General features: G+C 63.3%; 20 protein-coding genes and 3 tRNA genes. 8 read left to right on the top strand and 15 right to left on the bottom strand.

Going from position 1 to position 17,806, the window contains the following annotated elements; all coding sequences use genetic code 11:
* Window positions 1-7 precede the first annotated feature (7 nt).
* Window positions 8-580, top strand: coding sequence for a hypothetical protein (locus tag GWP04_02520; protein ID NIA24423.1), 573 nt, complete (start codon window positions 8-10; stop codon window positions 578-580).
* On the opposite strand, the gene GWP04_02515 is transcribed toward GWP04_02520, so the two are convergent.
* Window positions 577-1,392 (bottom strand): hypothetical protein, encoded by an 816-nt coding sequence (locus tag GWP04_02515; GenBank protein NIA24422.1) that lies wholly within the window; start codon window positions 1,390-1,392, stop codon window positions 577-579. The two genes, GWP04_02520 and GWP04_02515, sit on opposite strands and share 4 nt — an antisense overlap.
* Before the next feature lie 63 nt (window positions 1,393-1,455).
* On the opposite strand from GWP04_02515, the gene GWP04_02510 reads away from it, so the two are divergent.
* On the top strand, window positions 1,456-3,381 hold the full coding sequence (locus tag GWP04_02510; protein NIA24421.1) for a hypothetical protein: 1,926 nt from the start codon (window positions 1,456-1,458) through the stop codon (window positions 3,379-3,381).
* Between the two features lie 71 nt (window positions 3,382-3,452).
* On the opposite strand, the gene GWP04_02505 is transcribed toward GWP04_02510, so the two are convergent.
* The 3 genes from GWP04_02505 to GWP04_02495 form a co-directional block, all read right to left on the bottom strand.
* Window positions 3,453-3,737 carry a hypothetical protein gene (locus tag GWP04_02505; protein ID NIA24420.1) on the bottom strand — a complete coding sequence of 95 codons (285 nt, stop codon included), beginning with the start codon at window positions 3,735-3,737 and terminating at the stop codon, window positions 3,453-3,455.
* Between the two features lie 40 nt (window positions 3,738-3,777).
* Window positions 3,778-5,178, bottom strand: a complete 1,401-nt coding sequence (pyk, locus tag GWP04_02500) for a pyruvate kinase (GenBank protein ID NIA24419.1) — start codon at window positions 5,176-5,178, stop codon at window positions 3,778-3,780.
* 83 nt (window positions 5,179-5,261) lie between these two features.
* Window positions 5,262-6,242, bottom strand: coding sequence for a TIGR03560 family F420-dependent LLM class oxidoreductase (locus GWP04_02495; protein NIA24418.1), 981 nt, complete (start codon window positions 6,240-6,242; stop codon window positions 5,262-5,264).
* Between the two features lie 305 nt (window positions 6,243-6,547).
* Between GWP04_02495 and cofC the strand changes: the two genes are divergently transcribed.
* Window positions 6,548-7,153 carry a 2-phospho-L-lactate guanylyltransferase gene (gene cofC / locus GWP04_02490; protein ID NIA24417.1) on the top strand — a complete coding sequence of 202 codons (606 nt, stop codon included), beginning with the start codon at window positions 6,548-6,550 and terminating at the stop codon, window positions 7,151-7,153.
* On the opposite strand, the gene ugpC is transcribed toward cofC, so the two are convergent.
* A complete protein-coding gene (gene ugpC / locus GWP04_02485; protein ID NIA24416.1) occupies window positions 7,147-8,334 on the bottom strand; it encodes a sn-glycerol-3-phosphate ABC transporter ATP-binding protein UgpC in 1,188 nt (395 codons plus the stop codon). The two genes, cofC and ugpC, sit on opposite strands and share 7 nt — an antisense overlap.
* A gap of 104 nt (window positions 8,335-8,438) precedes the next feature.
* On the opposite strand from ugpC, the gene GWP04_02480 reads away from it, so the two are divergent.
* Window positions 8,439-9,104 (top strand): SDR family oxidoreductase, encoded by a 666-nt coding sequence (locus tag GWP04_02480; GenBank protein ID NIA24415.1) that lies wholly within the window; start codon window positions 8,439-8,441, stop codon window positions 9,102-9,104.
* Between the two features lie 4 nt (window positions 9,105-9,108).
* Here the strand turns inward: GWP04_02480 and GWP04_02475 are convergent, their stop codons facing one another.
* Window positions 9,109-9,798 carry a 3'-5' exonuclease gene (locus tag GWP04_02475; GenBank protein NIA24414.1) on the bottom strand — a complete coding sequence of 230 codons (690 nt, stop codon included), beginning with the start codon at window positions 9,796-9,798 and terminating at the stop codon, window positions 9,109-9,111.
* 70 nt (window positions 9,799-9,868) lie between these two features.
* Between GWP04_02475 and GWP04_02470 the strand changes: the two genes are divergently transcribed.
* From GWP04_02470 to GWP04_02460, 3 genes are all read left to right on the top strand, one after another.
* On the top strand, window positions 9,869-10,051 hold the full coding sequence (locus GWP04_02470) for a hypothetical protein (GenBank protein NIA24413.1): 183 nt from the start codon (window positions 9,869-9,871) through the stop codon (window positions 10,049-10,051).
* A gap of 332 nt (window positions 10,052-10,383) precedes the next feature.
* Entirely contained in the window at window positions 10,384-10,587 is a 204-nt protein-coding gene (locus GWP04_02465) for a cold shock domain-containing protein (protein NIA24412.1), read from the top strand.
* 1 nt (window position 10,588) lies between these two features.
* Window positions 10,589-10,855, top strand: coding sequence for a hypothetical protein (locus GWP04_02460; protein ID NIA24411.1), 267 nt, complete (start codon window positions 10,589-10,591; stop codon window positions 10,853-10,855).
* Window positions 10,856-10,955: 100 nt separating this feature from the next.
* On the opposite strand, the gene GWP04_02455 is transcribed toward GWP04_02460, so the two are convergent.
* The 9 genes from GWP04_02455 to GWP04_02415 all read right to left on the bottom strand — a co-directional run bounded on the left by GWP04_02455 (window position 10,956) and on the right by GWP04_02415 (window position 17,189).
* Window positions 10,956-11,031, bottom strand: a tRNA-Glu gene (locus GWP04_02455).
* 24 nt (window positions 11,032-11,055) lie between these two features.
* Window positions 11,056-11,127 (bottom strand) — tRNA-Gln (locus GWP04_02450).
* A gap of 43 nt (window positions 11,128-11,170) precedes the next feature.
* Window positions 11,171-12,085, bottom strand: coding sequence for an ABC transporter permease subunit (locus tag GWP04_02445; protein ID NIA24410.1), 915 nt, complete (start codon window positions 12,083-12,085; stop codon window positions 11,171-11,173).
* Window positions 12,082-13,218 carry an ABC transporter permease subunit gene (locus tag GWP04_02440; protein NIA24409.1) on the bottom strand — a complete coding sequence of 379 codons (1,137 nt, stop codon included), beginning with the start codon at window positions 13,216-13,218 and terminating at the stop codon, window positions 12,082-12,084. Before GWP04_02440 ends, GWP04_02445 begins: the two co-directional genes overlap by 4 nt.
* Before the next feature lie 123 nt (window positions 13,219-13,341).
* Window positions 13,342-13,417, bottom strand: a tRNA-Glu gene (locus GWP04_02435).
* A gap of 104 nt (window positions 13,418-13,521) precedes the next feature.
* Window positions 13,522-14,970 (bottom strand): glutamate--tRNA ligase, encoded by a 1,449-nt coding sequence (locus GWP04_02430; protein ID NIA24408.1) that lies wholly within the window; start codon window positions 14,968-14,970, stop codon window positions 13,522-13,524.
* The gene (locus GWP04_02425) at window positions 14,967-15,728 is read right to left on the bottom strand and encodes a DUF2437 domain-containing protein (protein ID NIA24407.1); all 762 of its coding nucleotides are present in this window, start codon (window positions 15,726-15,728) and stop codon (window positions 14,967-14,969) included. Before GWP04_02425 ends, GWP04_02430 begins: the two co-directional genes overlap by 4 nt.
* A gap of 43 nt (window positions 15,729-15,771) precedes the next feature.
* Window positions 15,772-16,263: a hypothetical protein gene (locus tag GWP04_02420; GenBank protein ID NIA24406.1), complete on the bottom strand. Its 492-nt coding sequence runs from the start codon at window positions 16,261-16,263 to the stop codon at window positions 15,772-15,774.
* 11 nt (window positions 16,264-16,274) lie between these two features.
* Window positions 16,275-17,189 (bottom strand): branched-chain amino acid transaminase, encoded by a 915-nt coding sequence (locus tag GWP04_02415; protein NIA24405.1) that lies wholly within the window; start codon window positions 17,187-17,189, stop codon window positions 16,275-16,277.
* Between the two features lie 156 nt (window positions 17,190-17,345).
* Between GWP04_02415 and GWP04_02410 the strand changes: the two genes are divergently transcribed.
* Entirely contained in the window at window positions 17,346-17,792 is a 447-nt protein-coding gene (locus GWP04_02410) for a phosphatidylglycerophosphatase A (protein NIA24404.1), read from the top strand.
* The last annotated feature ends 14 nt before the right edge of the window (window positions 17,793-17,806 follow it).

The raw sequence follows: 17,806 nt of genomic DNA, 5'->3' as shown, positions 1-17,806 counted from the left end.
TGCCCGTATGAATATGAGGCGTCTTGGGCTGTTCACCGCTTGGCTGGCGGCGACCCTCCTGGCGATCGTGCTCGCCTCCCAGGCAGTGGCACTCGTCCGGGACCAGGTCACCGATCGACCTTCCCGTACGGTCACCACCCTCCTCACATCGGCAACGACATCCTCCACTGCGGTTCTTGCCACCACCACACCAGCCGACATCGACCCCGAAGTCCCCCAGCGCACGACGAGCCCCACTTCGACGACGGCAGCGACCGTGCCCCCCGTGACCGTGGCACCGACCACGACCGCCCCACCCACGACGACGCCACCTACGACGACGTCCACAACCACTCCACCGACCGTGGACCAGCGTTATACGCTCATCGGCGGCTGGGTGACGGTTGCATGCTCTGGAGACCAGATCAGCTTCAAGTCCGCTGCACCACAGCCGGGATTCTCCGTCGAGCGCGTGGAACTCGAAGAGAACACGGTCGACGTCAAGTTCGAGAGCTCCGACCACACGTCGACGTTCGAGGCCGAGTGCAGCGATGGTGAGGTCGTCGCGTCCATCGAAGAAGAGGATGAACAAGACGACTAGGTGCTTGCTGTTATCTGTCGGCTATCGGCGGGAATTCGGCCGAATCGCAAGAGTTCCGTCGCAGCGCGACCCTCGACACACCCATCGAGGAGGCCACAGTAGCGGCACCATGGACCGCCCCTGCGTTCGATGCCGCGCCGCTCGGCCCATGCCCGACGCAGCTCATTGACGATACCGGCCACCTGTCGAGCCGTGGCCGTGAGCGACTCGATTCCAGGTTCTTCGGTGAGGCGCTCCCCCGTGCGGACGGAGACCGCCTCCACCTTCGACGGGATCTCTCCCCTGTCGAGCGTCCACAGGAGCGCGTAGAAGCGCAGCTGCTCGTGAGCCTCGCCCAGCTCGCCCGTCTTCCAGTCGACGAGCCGGACCCCCGCATCGTCGGAGAAAGCTGCGTCGACCGACCCGACAAGGGTCACACCGTCGGCAGGTTCGACCTGAATCTGGACCTCCGCTCCCTGGAATCCTTCCGCGGGAAAACGTCGAAATCGGTCGTAGAGGGCGCCCACCTCATCGATGACCCGTTCGAGACCGGAGGGTTTCATCGACAGCGCGCCCAACTTGAAATTCAGGTTCGAGCCACCGATCTCCTCGCGGCACACCTGTTCGAGCCGGTCGGCAGAGATCGGTCCACTGGTGAGATGCCGGGCGAACACACGGTGGGCAAGCCCACCCTTGAACGCCGGAATGCTCTCCGGCCCCCAGATACCCTCGAGCCTGGATTTGGCATAGTCGGCGCATTCTCGATAGGCCACAAACGTCGAACCGGACAGCCGAATATCATCACCGGGCTCGACCTCTGGAAACACGATCATGCACGGCATGGTATCGGCTAACCACCGAGACCACTACACTCAAATCTCGTCCCAGGGCTGATCATGTCACGTACTTCTCGAATCATCATCGTGTTCCTCGGCGTACTCGCCGGCCTCTTCCTCATGGTCATCGGGGCATTCGGAATCGACCGTGCCCTGCACACCGGCAAGGTGCTGCACAATGTCCACGCTTCGTCCGTGGACCTCTCCGGAAAAGACGAAGCGGGAGCCGAGTTGGCCCTCGTCGCTCTGGAGGACAAACTCAGCGCGACGCCCGCAGTATTCGACGTGGCCGGGACAAGCGTGGATCTCGACCCGACAACGGTCCGTTTCGATATCGACGAGATGAGCGCGACAGCCAGCGCACTCGACGTCGGACGCGACGGAACGATGCTCGACCAATTCAAGTGGTGGGCGACACATGTCTTCACGGTCGAAACCGTGGAGGTGCACGGAAGCCTGGACGAGGAGGCGCTCTCGGCCGTCTTCGACTACTGGGACGAGTCCACGATCTCGAATCCTCCATTCGACGGAGCCGTCGAGGTTCGAGGAATCCAGGCCATCGCCCGATACCCACATCCCGGCACCGGCATCGACCGACCATCGGCTTCGAAAACGATTCTTGCATCGCTGCTCGATCCGGATCGACCGATCGCCGCGATCGAAACGGCACCGCTGGAATCCGACCTCAGCGACGCGGACATCGACGAGGCGGTCGAAGAGGCCCAGCAGATGATCGGCCTGCCAGTCGTCCTGTCACGTGAGGACCCGGATATCTCGGTGACGTTCACCCCACAGAACCTGGCATCCGCCCTCCGCAGTCAGATCGTCCACAACTCTCCGGCACACATCCAACTGAGCTTCGATCCCGAAGTGATCCGCGCGATCCTCGAACCGGCGAGCGCCCATCTCGGCGTGCCCCCGCGCGATGCATCGTTTGAAGTCGGTGACGACGGCCTGGTCACCATCGTGCCGAGCAGACCCGGACAGATCGTGGATCCGGAGCTGACCGCCGGGGCGCTGGCGGTGGCTTCCCGCATGCCCGAACGAACCGGACGGCTGCCGTTCGAAGACGCCGCCGAACCTGAGTTCACGACCGAAGACGCCGAGGCGATGAACATCAGGCATCTGGTCTCACAGTTCACGACCTATCACCGCTGCTGTCAGAACCGCGTCACCAATATCCATCTCCTTGCGGACATCATCGACGGAGTCGTCGTCCTGCCGGGCGAGCAATTCTCGATCAACGAGTACGTGGGTGAGCGGGATACTGCGCGCGGGTTCCTTCCCGATCACACGATCGTGCAGGGGAAGATGGTCGATACGATCGGGGGCGGCGTGAGTCAGTTCGCCACGACGTTCTACAACGCCATGTACTGGGGTGGGTACGAAGACATCACGCACTCGCCACACAGCTACTACTTCAGCCGCTACCCAGAAGGCCACGAGGCGACGATCTCCTGGCCGGCCCCGAATCTCGTGTTCCGAAATGACTCCGATGCAGCGGTACTCATCAAGACGTCCTACACCGACACGTCCTTGACCGTGAGCTTCTACGGAAACAACGGAGGCCGGACCGTCGTCGGGGAGCAAAAGAACGGACGTCTGCATATGGAAGTCACCTCGGAGGGGGACGCAACCGCCAGAAAAGTCACCTCCAGTGTCTCTCCACGCTTCGACGAGACCGAACCGGAGACCGAGTACACCGCCAACGACAAGCTGTTGCCCGACGAGGAGATCGTCAACGTCAAGGGCAGAGTCGGCTGGACGGTCCTCGTGAAGAGGAACATCGAATACCCCGACGGGCACATCGAAACCCAGGAGTGGCGTGTTCGCTATCGACCGCAGCCTCGTGAAGTCGAAGTGAACTCGTGCATGATCCCCCCCGAGGAAGACCAAGAACCCGTGCCTTGTCCCACGACGACCACCGTGACGTCGACAACCACCACGACGACCGCGGCGTCGACGGCCACGACGGCTGCCCCGTAACAAGCATCAGCCGGCAGCCGGCAGCCGGCAAGAGGACGGCGCGTCAACTACCGGGAACTGGCAACTGAGACCTAGTGGTACACGACGAAGAGGTCGCGGATCTGCTCTCCGGCACGGCGAACGCTACCCTCGTCCCAGCCACCATTTCGCTGCACGGACACCACGTTGGATTGCACATAGACGTGTCGAATCGCCGGGTCGGCCGCGAAGAGCCGCTCCGCGAGACGAGCACCCAAGCCATCCTCGGACACCGGGCGCGTGAACCCGCGGCCGTCCTGTCCCGTGAAGGTACGGTCGGTGTCAAAGATCGCCACCTCGTCATGGACAATGCTTTTGACTGCGATGCTCTGGCCCATACGTGCTCCCTTCGAGCGACGGACACTAGTGCACGGATCCTCACTCGCCGATGATCTGCAGCTTCATCAGATTCGTCGAGGCACTGCGGTTTGGAGGGGTACCCGCGACGATCACGACGCCCTCACCGGCAGCACACACGCCATGCTCGGCGAGGTAGCGGTCGGCGAAGTCGAACATCGCATCGGTCGAGTCGAGTCGGTCGAAGGCGACAGGAATCACGCCCCGATAGATCGCCATCCTGCGGCGCGTCCGCTCCTCGGGACTGAACGCCATGATCGCTGCGCCAGGGCGGTACTTGGAGAGCAACCGCGCCGTATTACCAGACTCGGTGAAGGCAACGATCGTGCCGAGACCGAGATCCGTCGCCGCCTCCACGGCGGCTCTCGCCGTCGCAGACGCATAAGCGACCTGCCCGGCAAGGAACCCGATCGTCTGATGGTTGGATCGTGGACGGTCGGCCTCCACGAGGATCCGATCCATCATCGCCACCGTCTCGATCGGGAAGTCTCCGATTGCGGTCTCCCCCGAGAGCATGACCGCATCTGTTCCCTCCACGACGGCCGTCGCGACGTCGGTGACCTCCGCCCGAGTGGGACGCGTGCTGTGAATCATCGACTCGAGCATCTCCGTCGCGGTCACGGAGATGAGCCCGGCGGCATTGGTCCGGCGCAGAATCTCCTTTTGCACGGATGGAAGCTGCTCGAGCGGCATCTCGACGCCGAGATCGCCACGGGCCACCATCACCCCGTCGGCCACCGCCAGAATCGCGTCGAGGTTCTCGAATGCAGCTGCAAGTTCGATCTTCGCGATGACCGGCGCCCCCGAGAGTCGGTGGACCCGCTCAACATCCGCCGCCGAACGAACGAAGGATGCAGCGACGAAATCCACTTCGAGCTCGCGGCCGAATGCGAGATCCACTTTGTCTTTCTCCGTCACCGCCGAGACTTGAAGGTCCGCCTTCGGGAACGCGGCTCCCCGGTGATCCCCAACGAGACCGCCCTCGGTCACCTCGGCGACGAGTCGGTCTCGGAATCGCTCGGTTACCTTCATGCGAACGAGACCGTCGGCGAGTACGACTTCCGAGCCCACTCCCACATCGTCGATGAGACGCGGATACCCGATCTCGATACGCTCAGCGTCACCGAGACCCATACCCGCAACGAGACTGACCTGATCTCCTCTCTCCAACCGGATCACGCCGCCGGGAAACGTGCCGACCCTGATCTTCGGTCCCTGGATGTCTTGCAGGATCGCCACGGCCCTGCCATTCCGGACGGCCGCTTCACGGACGAAGGTTGCCAGTTTGCGGTGGGTCTCATGGTCGCCATGCGAGAAATTCAACCTGGCGACGTCCATCCCAGCGACGACCAGACCATCGATGGCCTCGGCGGTGGCGACGGCGGGGCCCAGCGTGACGACGATCTTGGTGTGTCTGCTCATAGTCGTAAAGCGTACCCACTCGGGTGCCCAAGAAGGGCGTACTGCTGCATCCGACGTCAGCGGCCGGGGCGGAACGCTCCTGTCTATACCAGAGCCGGGATCACCTCACGTGCGAAGAGTTCGAGACCGGTCGTGTCGTATGCCACCTCCGCGAAATACCCGATCGCGTAACCCAGACCCGCATCCGCCCATGGCTTCAGTCTGGCCACGAGCTGTTCCGGCGTCCCGGCCATCTCGCGATACATCGCCTCCATCCGCTCGAACCGGTCCTCGGCAACGTAGGGCCGGTAGTGGTCCTTGATCCACCCCAAGCGCTCCTCCACCGCCGCTTCGGATTCCTCGCATACGACGTTGAAGTTCGTCGATCGAACGATCGTGTCGAAGTCGGTACCGACATCCTCGCAATGTCTTCGAAGAATCCGGGACTTGTGGATGAACTCGTCGACCGACTGGCCGAAGTTCGTGTACGAGGCGTACTGCGCCGCCACGTTGAGGGTCAGTTTCTCCCCGCCGCCGGCCACCCAGAACGGGATGTGAGGATCCTGGACGGGCTTCGGACGGCAGATGGCACCGTCGAGTCTGTAGTGCCTCCCCTCATAATGCACCGTGTCCTCGGTCCACATCTTCTGCATGATCTCGACACTCTCGCGCAACATGCCGATTCTGACCGAGGCTTTTGGAAACTCATATCCGTACCCCGCGTACTCGTGCTCATACCAGCCTGCACCGATTCCCATCTCGACTCGACCACCGCTCATCACGTCGATCGAAGCCGCGACCTTGGCCAGATACGAGGGCAGTCGGTAGGAATTACAGGTGCACATCTGGCCAAGCCGAACCGTGCTCGTAACGGCGGCCAGCGACGCCATCAGCGTCCAGGCTTCGTAGGTCACCTCTTGAGAGGGGACCGGAACCGTGTGGAAGTGGTCGTACACCCACAGGGATTCGTAGCCGGATCGCTCGATCGTCGCGGCCACCGACCGCATCGTCTCCCAGTGGCGTTCTTCGGGTATGCCGACAAGGTCCATCCGCCATCCTTGCGGGACAAAGGCGCCAAAACGCATCAATGAGCTCCGATCGTCTACGTACCTGCACCGTAGTAGTGCCTTGGCCAGTAACGTTCGGGGTGTCGATGCCGAGGCAGGGGCGTCTGGTCGACACGGATCGACCGGTCCCTTTCGTTCGAGTCGAGTTGTCGGGTCGATCCGATATCGATCGCAAGACCCGCACAACGAAGGCGCACCTTCAGGGGCGTCGAGGCGGAGAACGCAGCGAGCGGCGTTCCTGGCCGGCAGAACACCGCAGAAGTTGCCGGTCGAGGCACCAGACACGCCGGTGCGCGCTCGATCCGTAGGTACCATGCTGCCCCATGCCACGACCGCTCATCGCAGTCCCTGTGAAGCCATTCGGCGTCGCCAAGCACCGCCTTGCCACCGTGATGGACGCTCCCACACGATCGATCATCGGCCGCCGGATCGCAGCGAGAACGTTGGAGACTGCACGACAAGCGGGAGCGAGCGTCGTTGTCGTTGCCGGTGACCGAGGCGTAAGACAATGGGCCGGCGCCCTCGGGTTTGCGAGCATTCCGGAACTGGAGCCGAGCCTCGCCGGAGCTGCTCGGGCGGCAGTCGACGCAGCAGCTGTCGAGACCCGTTCCTGGATCGTCGCCCACGCGGACCTCCCCCTCGTAGAGGTAGGTGATTTTCGCGCCGTCATCGGGGCACTCGAAGAAGCAGAGGTCGTGATTGCGCCGTCCTACAACGGAGGGACGACGGTGGTTGGAGGGACCATGGACACATTCGACTTCCGCTATGGGGAAGGCAGCTTCCGCCATCACCTCGGCATTGCGTCCCGAAGACGAGTTCGGATCGTGGTGAGGCTCGGACTCGGACTCGACCTCGACGGTCCCTCTGACCTGGAGAGCGCGATCAGGCATCCGCGCGGAGCCTGGCTACGGGCGCTGGTCGATCAGTAGATCGCCGCTCCGCTGTCTTTGTCGAAGAAGTGCAGTTTGGAGGTGTCGATGAACAACTTCACCCTCTCGCCGAGTCGTGGAGCCGTATCGGGATCGACACGAGCCGTGAACTTGGTGAGGTCTCCCAGAACCGACGCGTCCTGGCCCTGATCGGCGATCAGCTCCTGGATGTCCGGAGTGATCACCGGTGGGACATGCGTCTCGAAGTGCACGAATGCTTCCGAGCCGAGCTGCTCGACGAGCCCAACATTGACCTCCAGCAGCCGATCTTCCGGTGCATCCGGAACGGCCAAGGCCATCTCGAAACTCTCGGGACGTATGCCGATCACCAGCTCTTTTCCGACATGGCGGGAAAGATCCGGACGTTGGGCAAGGAGCTCCGGGACGATACGCAGCCGATCGGTGCCAAACGAAGCAAAGACTCTGTCCCCCTCACCTTCCAGAGTCCCATAGATGAAGTTCATCGATGGTGACCCGATGAACCCGCCCACGAAGATGTTGACCGGATGGTCGTAGAGGGCACGCGGCGTGTCGACCTGCTGCAAGGTTCCCTTGCGCATGACCGCCACACGGTCCCCCATCGTCATCGCCTCGACCTGATCGTGGGTCACATAGAGCGTGGTGGTTCCGAGCCGGGCATGCAGCTCGCCAAGTTCAGATCGCATCTGCACCCGCAGTTTCGCGTCGAGGTTCGACAGCGGCTCGTCCATCAGGAACGCCTCCGGCTCACGCACGATCGCCCGACCCATCGCGACTCGCTGCCGCTGGCCACCGGAGAGGGCCTTGGGTTTTCTCGCAAGGAAGTCGGTGATCTCGAGAGTCCTGGCAGCATCTTCGACCCTGGTCTTTATCTCCTCCTTGGGAAGCTTCCTGAGCTTGAGACCGAACGCCATATTGTCGAAAACGGTCATGTGCGGATACAGCGCGTAGTTCTGGAACACCATCGCGATGTCCCTGTCCTTCGGGGGAACGTCGTTGACGACCTTCTCCCCGATACGCACCTCGCCCTCGGTGATCTCCTCGAGTCCGGCGACCATGCGCAAGAGCGTCGACTTGCCACATCCGGACGGACCCACCAGCACGACGAATTCACCGTCGCCCACTTCGAAGCTAACCGCCTCGATCGCCCGCGTACCCCCTGGATAAATCTTGCCGACCTCATCGAAACGAATACCCGCCACGGTGTCCTCCACCTATCTCGCGCTACAGCTGCCAAAATAGCAAAAAGAAGGGAGCAATGATGGGCGATACACGCGTGCTCGTAATCACAGGAGGGACTGGAGGCTTGGGCACTACCCTGGTTCGCAGGCTCACAGGCGCCGATTATCGTTTTGCGGCAACGTATCTCGTCCCTGAAGAAGCCCGCGCATTCGAAGAAGCTGTGCTCCTCGATGAAGACCGGCTCCTCCTTGCACGAGTCGATGCCGCGAACACCCAAGAGGTGGAAGCGTTCATGAAACGCACGGCAGAACGCTTCGGGGGCATCGACGCGCTGTGCTGTCTCGCGGGCAAATGGGCCGGCGGACGCGACGTCGCCGACACCGATGATGTCCGGTTCGACAGGATGATCGACACGAACCTCCGGTCGGCGTTCGTAGCAGTCCGGGCTGCGCTCCCCTATCTCAAGATGGCAGATTGGGGTCGCATCCTGCTGATGGGGAGCCGTGCAGCCGTCGACCCTCCAGCGGGGCAGGCTGCATTCAACGTCGCCAAAGCCGGTGTCGTGGCACTCGCGAAATCGCTCGCCCAGGAACTCGGAGGCGATGCCGTCACCGCCAACGTGATCCTGCCCTCGGTCATCGACACGCCGGCCACACGAAAAGCACTCCCCTACGCCGACTACATGGACTGGCCCACACCCAGTGAGATCGCAGCCGTGATGGAGTTCATGCTGAGCAAGGAGAGCGCAACGATCTCGGGGGCGGCCATCCCCGCGTACGGAAAAGCCTGATCCTTCAACACCCCGGCCACTCTCCGATGACCGGAGGACGGTCGGCGCCGATGCGTGCCAGGTACTCGTTGAGGCTGTCCCTCCATGTGCGGTACGCGTCGATCTGAAGGGCAACGAGGTCCAGGCCGTCGAGATGCAGCTCCGGGTATCTGTCGGCGAGAACGCGGGCAACGCCGGCGGTGGCGATTGCGTCGGCGGCCGCTCGGTGAGCTCCCCCGACGTTCACCCCGTAGTGTTTGGCAGTGGCCGCCAGAATGCGCTTGCCTCTCCGGTAGCGGTCTACGTGCCGGTCCAGGACGAGCGGATCGACGATCACGGCCGGCGGCACATCAGGGAGTGCGCCAAGCCCGTGACGGGCCAGTTCCGCGCCGAGCAGCGGCCAGTCATACGGCGTGTTGTAGATCACGATGGGAATCTCGTCGCGAACGAACTGCCGGATGCCGCTGAGCGTCTCCCTGAGCACGTCCGCAGGATCGCTGCCCCGCTCTCGAAGTTCGTCGGTCGTGATCCCGGTGATCTCGGCGGCAGCTCGCGGCATGGGAATCCCAGGGTTGATGAGCCGGTTCACGATCTCTGTCGCTGTGCCGTCCGGGGCGACTTCGACAAGCGCCACCTCGACGATGCGGTCAGTCGCCGGATCGACGCCGGTGGCTTCGAGATCCAGAGCGGCGAGACATCCTGTGTGCCAACTCATGGCACCACGGTAGCCCACACGTGTGACAGCAAGCCGATCCGGACATTCGCGACAGGTACACTCAAACACGATGGGACACTCACTGAGATTGGCGCTTGTCGTGTTCGTGTCGGCCTTTCTGGTCAACGTGGTGGTCCAGGGCCTGTGGCCTGACCGCTCCATCGATTGGTATGCGGCAGTGGTCATTGCTGCTGCAACGGCCGCTGCGTTGGCCGTGGTCGACCGGTTCTTTTCTCGGCAAACCGGCCGGTAGGCACCTACGGCGGGCAATCACGGTATCGCGATCACCGCAGGCAGTCGAACCGATGCTCTTATCCCCGGGTAACCGGCTAACCTTCATCGTGCCCGAGTCATTTCGGGCCCCGCAGTCGGTCCTTCATGGCAAGGATCGGCCATTCGGTCCTCGTGATTCCCAGGAGTCCGCAGCTCGAATGCGTGACGAGCCGGCTCGTGAAACGGGGACAGGATCAAAACACCCACTTTCGTCCTCTCCCTCTGTCCACCTCCGTCTCGACACCCGCGGGAATTGCAATCCGGGCGCCAATCCCGGCGCGTCGGTATGACGCACGACCCAGGAGGTCGACAATGACAACAACCGGAACCGTCAAGTTTTTCAACGAACAGAAGGGGTTCGGCTTCATCACCTCGCCGGACGGCGACGACGTGTTCGTCCACGCATCCAACATCGTGGGGAGCGAATCCCGCTCCCTCGCCGAGGGCCAGTCGGTTCAGTACGAGACCGCACCGGGGCGCAAGGGTCCAGAGGCGGTCAACGTCAGGCCCGTCTGACATGGCACGACGTGGGGCTCAACAAATAGCGAAGCGGGCCCGGGAGCGGGCCCGCCAGGAGCGGCAGGAGGCGAAGCGAGAGCGGCGCCAGTCCGCCTCCGCAGATGCCGTCGATCCGACGGATGCGCCTGACGAGGCCGGACTCATGGAGGAATTCCGAGTGTTGAGCGAGCGTTACGCCGCCGGCCTCCTCGCAGAAGACCTCTACACGAAAGAGCGCCATCGGATCTTCCTCGAACTCGGTATCGAGTCCGAGGAAGCCGACTGAGCCTCATACCGATCGGTCGCAACGACTGCGTCGCGACGGCACCTTCACTGTCGCGCCCCGCCGCGACGCGCAGTAACCCCTGCTGAGCAGGGGTTACGCGTGGTAGCCCCGACCAGATTCGAACTGGCGTTACCGGCTTGAGAGGCCGGCGTCCTAGGCCGCTAGACGACGGGGCCGAGCGCGGCGAAAGCATCGTTCCGCTCGGGGGGAAGGACTCGAACCCTCAATGACAGGACCAGAACCTGCTGTGTTGCCAATTACACCACCCCCGAAAGGGACCATTACGGTACCGAAGGGGGTTGCCGTCGGCAAAACTCACCGGGCCCGCAGGCGCGGATCGAAGATTTCACGCAGCCCCGACGACACCAGATAGAACGCCCCGGCAAACAGCGACAGCGCTGCAGAGGCCGATATCAGCGCACTCCACGGCACCGCACCGCTGAACGATCTCGCGGAAGTGATCCCGAAGAATACGATCGCGCCCCAGCTGACGAGCGACTCCGTCTGTCCGAGGAACGCCGCGAATCCGTGAGCAACGATCGCTCCGACGACCGACAACATCATGTACAGCACTGCCAGGGGCATCAAGTGCGGCACGAGATGCCGGACCAGGATGTGGAGGCCTCCTCCGCCGGCGACCCTGGCGGCCTCGATGAAGGGCTCGGCCATGACCTTGAGCCCCTGACTCCGCATCACGATCGCCCCTGCACCGAGACCGTTGATGAGCCCGAACACCAGCCCGAACCGGACCGGAGACAACTCGACCTGCTCGGCGATGATCAGCACGAAGATCGGTGCGGGCAGCAGCAGGAAGGCATCGGAGACATGGGACAGAACGCCGTCGACCCACCCCCTGTAGAAGGCACCCAAAGCCCCGATGAACGTCGCGATCACGCCCGTCGTGATCGCCGCGGTGAGCGCGACCACCCATGCGGGTCGCGAGGCGGCCAGGATCATGCTAAGCACATCTCGGCCGAGGGCGTCGGTCCCGAGCAGATGTGCCGAAGACGGATCGGCGGGATGCATCATGGTGAAGTCGAAGCCGACCAGCGGATCGTAGATCTTGGCGGGCCAGACCGTCTTCAGCAATACCGGATGGATCAATGCGGCGATCCCGAACAGCAGGATCAGTCCGAGTCCGACCACGGCAGTCGGACTCCCCCAGACGGCCCGCAGAGACCTGCGGATGCTTCGTCGGCGTGCTCGAATGCGCTCGATCACGAGTTTCATGCCGCCCTCCAGATCCGCGGATCGAGCACCGCCTGCATGATTTCGAACACCATGCGCACGACGAGCGTGAACACGCCGATCAACAGCAAGACGTCCATGACGACCGGCATGTCCTGTGCCGACACTGCATCGAAGAGCAGCGTGCCCATTCCGGCCCATCCGACGGACTTTTCGATGATGATCAGGCCGCTGAGCAGGTAAGGCAGGCTGACCACCAGCCTGCCGAGCACCGGCAACACCGCATTTCGCGCGGCATGACGGTCCCGCACGACGCGATCCGGAAGTCCTTTGGCTGTAGCGGCCATCACGTAGTCCTCGTGCCTGACGGCGGCAATGGACGTTCTCATCACGAGCAGGAAATCGCCATAGGAGAGCACCGCGAAGGCGATGGTTGGAACTGCTGCCAGGAACATCACGTCGATCGCGAGACCGAGCATCTCCCGGTAGGCCCACCACCCCGCGCAGACCCCCACAACCAAGACGAGTTTGCCGAGCAGTGGCAGGATTCGTCGCTTTCCCAAGACTCGAGCCCCAAGGGCGCCGACGGTGAACACGAGGAGTGTGACAATCACGATCGTCACGCTCATTCGTCCCATCACGGCTGTGCGATCGACCCCCAGCCAGTCGACGGTGGAACCCAACAGACCGTTGCGCACATCAACCAGTCGGTTCCTGAGGAAGTAGATGAGAATGAATCCGAGGAACGGGGGAAAGATCGTGTACGTGGTGACGGCGAGGAACGTCAGGGCCCTTCCCTTGGCCCCGCGCCGCCAGCCGGCGATGCGTCCCAGCCACGAACCAAACAGGTACGCAACCCCGATTCCGACCATGAACACGAGGGCGGTTGCAGGAATAGCCCTCATCAATTCCCCCGGCCCCACCCAGCCCGAGGTGGTCGACCCCAGCCCGTGCGTGACCACGTTGCGAAGCCAGAACAGATACCGAATGTAGATCGGGCGATCGAGGCCGAGTTGCGTGCGCAACACCTCGAGTTCCGGTCCGGACAGGGAGAGTCGGGACGGTGTCGCGTAATCGCCGGGAATGAGTGCCTCGACGAGCAAGAACATGCCGGCGGTAAACAGCACCAGAGCGACGAGCCCCGAGAGCGTGCGTCGAACCAGGTACTTGGTCACCCAATCAGGCTAGCGATATCGCCTCTGCCGACGTTCAGGCGTGTTCAGGACGATCGGCACACGTCATGTGGTCGATTGTGACTTCCTCGCGCGCAGAGACCCCTGCTTCGCAGGGGTCTCGCGTGGTAGCCCCGACCAGATTCGAACTGGCGTTACCGGCTTGAAAGGCCGGCGTCCTAGGCCGCTGGACGACGGGGCCGCAATGACGGAAGGATGATAGGCGCCCGGTGGCGGGCCGCCAGTTCGGCGGCCTTCCGGTTGCAGGGAGCGCATCGCCGCGAGCGCTACAGGAGGCCCTCTGCCCTACAAGCGTTCGCGGACATCGGTCAGCCGGCGAAGAGTTTCCTGCTTTCCCAGGACGGCCAGCGACTCGAACAGCGGAGGGCTCACCGACGATCCGGTCGCGGCAACGCGAACCGGCTGAAGACCTCGGCGTGCACCGATCTCCAGATCCTCCAGCATCGCGCGTAGCGCCGACTCGATCGTCGCGTGATCCCACTCGGCAAGACCCTCGAGACGTTCGATCGCAGCCGTCAGCACCGCCGGTGCCGTCTCATGCCCGAGCACCTTCCGCCAGGACTTCTCGTCATATTCCAGTCGGTCGGTGAAGATGAACGCGACCAACGGCGCAACTTCGGTGAGGTTCTTCACGCGCTCCTGAATCAGCGGCGACACCGTGCGGAATTGCCCGCGTTCGTCGTCGGTGAGCGTCCGTCCGATCGACGCTTCCACGAACGGAATCGCCCTCGACGCGAAGCCGTCGGCGTCGAGATCTCGAATGTACACGCCGTTCATCCATTCCAACTTCGCCGGATCGAAGACGGCCGGGTTCTTGGAAACGTCGGCGAGACTGAACCGCTCGATGGCCTGCTCTTTGGTGAACACCGTCACGTCCGGTTCGTAGGACCAGCCGAGCAACGCGAGGTAGTTGAACATCGCCTCCGGAATGATCCCCCGTTCTCTGTATGCCTGCACGGAGACGTCACCGTGACGCTTGGAGAGCTTCTTCCCGTCCGGGCCGAACAGCAGCGGCAGATGGGCGTATGTCGCAACGGGCGCGCCCATCGCTTTCGTGATGAGGATGTGCTTTGGAGTGGAGGAGAGCAGGTCCTCGCCTCGTACGACATGGGTGATCCCGTAGTCGACGTCGTCGACCGTCGATGCCAGGTGGTATGTGGGCGATCCGTCGGATCGCAGCAGGATGAAATCGTCTACGTCCGCATGATCGAACCGCATGTCGCCGCGCACGAGATCCTCAAACCGGGTCTCGGCGGGACGCGGGACGGCCAGCCGCAACACTGCAGGTTCCCCGGAGTCCTTACGCTGTGCGGCTTCCTCGGGATCGACCAGCCGGCATAGACCGTCGTAACCCGAGAACCCGCCTCCTGCCCTGGCCAGCTCTCTGCGCTCCGCCAACTCGTCGGGAGTACAGAAACACCAGTACGCCTTCCCCTCGTCCAACAAGGCACCGGCGACCTCCCTATAGCGGTCGAGCCTGTCGGATTGTCGATAGGAACCGTGCGGGCCTCCGACACCGACCCCCTCATCCCAGTCCAGGCCGAGCCATCGCAAGCTCTCCTGCGCATCGTCCTCGTACTCGGGGCGGGACCGGACCGTGTCCGTGTCGTCGATCCGCACGATGAACACGCCGCCCTCATGCCGTGCAAACAGCCAGTTGAACAGCGCCGATCGGAGATTGCCGATGTGGAGGAGCCCTGTCGGTGACGGGGCGATGCGGACACGAACGCTCATGAGGCCGCGACCTGGTTGGACAAGACGCCAATGCGCTCGACCTCGATGTCGACTCTGTCCCCAGGCAGGATCGGCCCCACCCCGGGCGGGGTGCCGGTGAGGATGACATCCCCCGGCAGCAGCGTCATCACCTCGGAGATGAACTCGATCAGCTCCCCGACGCCGAACACCATGTCGGCGGTCGACCCGGACTGCCGTGTTTCGCCGTTGACCCGCGCCGACACGGCCAGTCCCTCTCGAGGGTCCAACTCCGTCTCGATCGCCGGACCAAGCGGGCAGAACGTATCGAATCCCTTGCCCCGCGTCCACTGCCCGTCGCTGAACTGCAAGTCGCGTGCCGTGACGTCATTGGCCGCGGTGTAGCCGAAGATGACCGACTCTGCATCTTCCGCCTTCACATGATGTGCGACGCTGCCGATCACCACTGCCAGTTCTGCCTCGTAGTGCACGAGTTTCGAGATCCGTGGATACATGATCGGGGCACCGGGGCCGATCACCGCGGTGGCAGGCTTCAGGAAAATGAGCGGCTCCGAAGGAACCTCGGAACCCATCTCCTCGGCGTGCGCAGCGTAGTTCTTGCCGACACAGACGATCTTGGTCGGAAAGACGGGTGCCAGCAGCCTCGCCTCTGCATAGGGAACGATCGTATCGGTCTGTTGCCAGGCCACGAACGGGCTGCCTTCATAGACGCGAATGCCGTCGTGTTCGGGAACGCCGTAGGCAATTCTCTCGGCGGTCTGGAGCCGCACGACCTTCATCGGTGCGACCGCCTGACGTCGCGCACACCTGAACGACTCTGCATCAGGCGGCCAGCATGTCGAGAAGCTCGCCCGGTCTCGCGACGAGCTTGTCGATCGGCACGGTCCGCAAGAAGGAACGGCCCTTGTCTCGTTCGTGGGCGGCATGGTCGATCGTGGAACGTCTGGCAGCTGCGAGGACCCCGACGACCTCGTCCGGAAGATGTTCCGGACGCAGCCCGAGCAGGAGCAACGCGACCTCCACGTCTTCGGATGTCGGCCCACGCCCGGCCAGCGATGCTCTGGCGCCGGCGGTCGTGGCGACGATCTGTTCGAGGACATCCGGTCGATCGCCTCGATCGAACTCGGCTTCGTGGACGAGCCGCAGAGCCCAGCCGGCATCCGGACAGGGACGGCCAAACGACCCACCCCACTCCGCCTGCTCGGGTGCAGTGATCTCTCCGGGCCGACACGGCCTCCAGGTTGACGCCTGCGGCGTCAGCTCAGGGCGGGGAAGGTCGGCGCGATCCAGTTCGATGTGGGGTTGTTGAGCCACCGATCCGCCTCCTACACGAAGTCCAGCCAGTGGCGGTACTGTTCGAGCTTGCCGGTGACGGCATCTTTGAACAGATCCTGTGCCCGCTTCGAAACAGGACCGCGCTCACCGGTACCCACCGACCGGCCGTCGAGTTCGCGAATCGGCGTTACCTCCGCGGCCGTTCCGGTGAAGAACAGTTCCTCTGCGTTGTAGAGGTCGCTTCTCGTGACCTCCATCTCCGTGACGTCGTACCCGTCGTCACGGAGGAGCTGCATCACCGTTGCGCGTGTAATCCCGTCGAGGATCCCGGCGGAGACCGGCGGTGTCTTCACTTCTCCGCGGCGCACCAGGAAGAGGTTCTCTCCGGAGCCCTCCGCCACGAAACCGCGCATGTTGAGCAGGATGGCTTCGTCGTACCCGTCACGAACCGCCTCACGTTTCGCGAGCACGCTGTTGACGTAGCCTCCAGTTCCCTTCGCGTTCAGAACGAACGCCTGATGATCGAGCCGCCGCCACGACGACACCCGCACACGAATGCCCCGCCGCAGCCCCTCCTCTCCGAGGTAGGCACCCCAGCGCCATGCGGCAATCGCGGTGCGGGTCGGAACCCCGGTCGGGTTGAGACCGAGCGACCCTGCCCCCAGGTAGACGAGCGGACGGATGTAGGCAGACTCGAGCTCGTTCTCTCTGACCACCAGCCGTGCGGCTTCCATCAGCTCATCGACCGTCCACTCCAACTCGAGACCGTAGGCCCGTGCCGAGCTGTGCAGACGCTCCATGTGCTCCCTATGGCGGAACACGGCGGTACCGCCAGAGGTCTCGTAGGCGCGAATGCCTTCGAAGACCCCGGTGCCGTAGTGCAGTGCGTGAACAAGAACATGGACGGTGGCCTTCTCCCATGGAACAAGCTCGCCGTCCATCCAGACAAACCGTGACGTATCCATGGCCCTAGTTTTGCAGGTCGCGAGGCGTCAGGTGTTGGTCATACCATTCGATGTTGGATTCGAACCGGTCACGCCGGTGCTTGGGCCTGCCCGATCGTGGCCGATGAGCCGAACGCAGCTCGCCGTCGGTCCGGCGCCCCGGGCTACGCTGGCGAGATGCATCGAATCGTCGCATCCTGGTTCGGCTCCGGGCTCATACTCAGACGCCTACGCGGTTCCGATGCAGGTTCGGGAACGGTCGCGTCGACAGTCGCTCTGGTCGTTGCCCTTCTCCTACACCCCCTCGGATGGGGTGTGCAACTCGCAGCGGCGCTGGCCGTCACCGCGCTCTCCCTGTGGGCTGCCCGCCCGTTTGCCGAAGGCGACCCTGGATGGGTTGTCGTCGATGAGGCGGCAGGCATGCTGTGGGCGACGATCGGCATCGGAGGATGGGCGGCAGTCATCGCGTTCGTCGTGTTCCGCATCGCGGACATCACCAAACGCTTCCCTGGCGTGTCCGAAGCCGAACGCCTGCACGGCGCTCTAGGAGTCACCGCAGACGATGTTGTCGCGGGCCTCTACGGGCTGGCCGCCGGATGGGCGTTCTTCATCCTTCTGGCTTGACGATCGGACAGCTT

Source organism: Gammaproteobacteria bacterium (assembly GCA_011682695.1).
In the GTDB taxonomy this organism is placed as follows: domain Bacteria; phylum Actinomycetota; class Acidimicrobiia; order Spongiisociales; family UBA4744; genus BMS3Bbin01.
The sequence above is the reverse complement of the archived record's forward strand: the minus strand, read 5'-3'. Positions and strand labels throughout refer to the sequence as shown.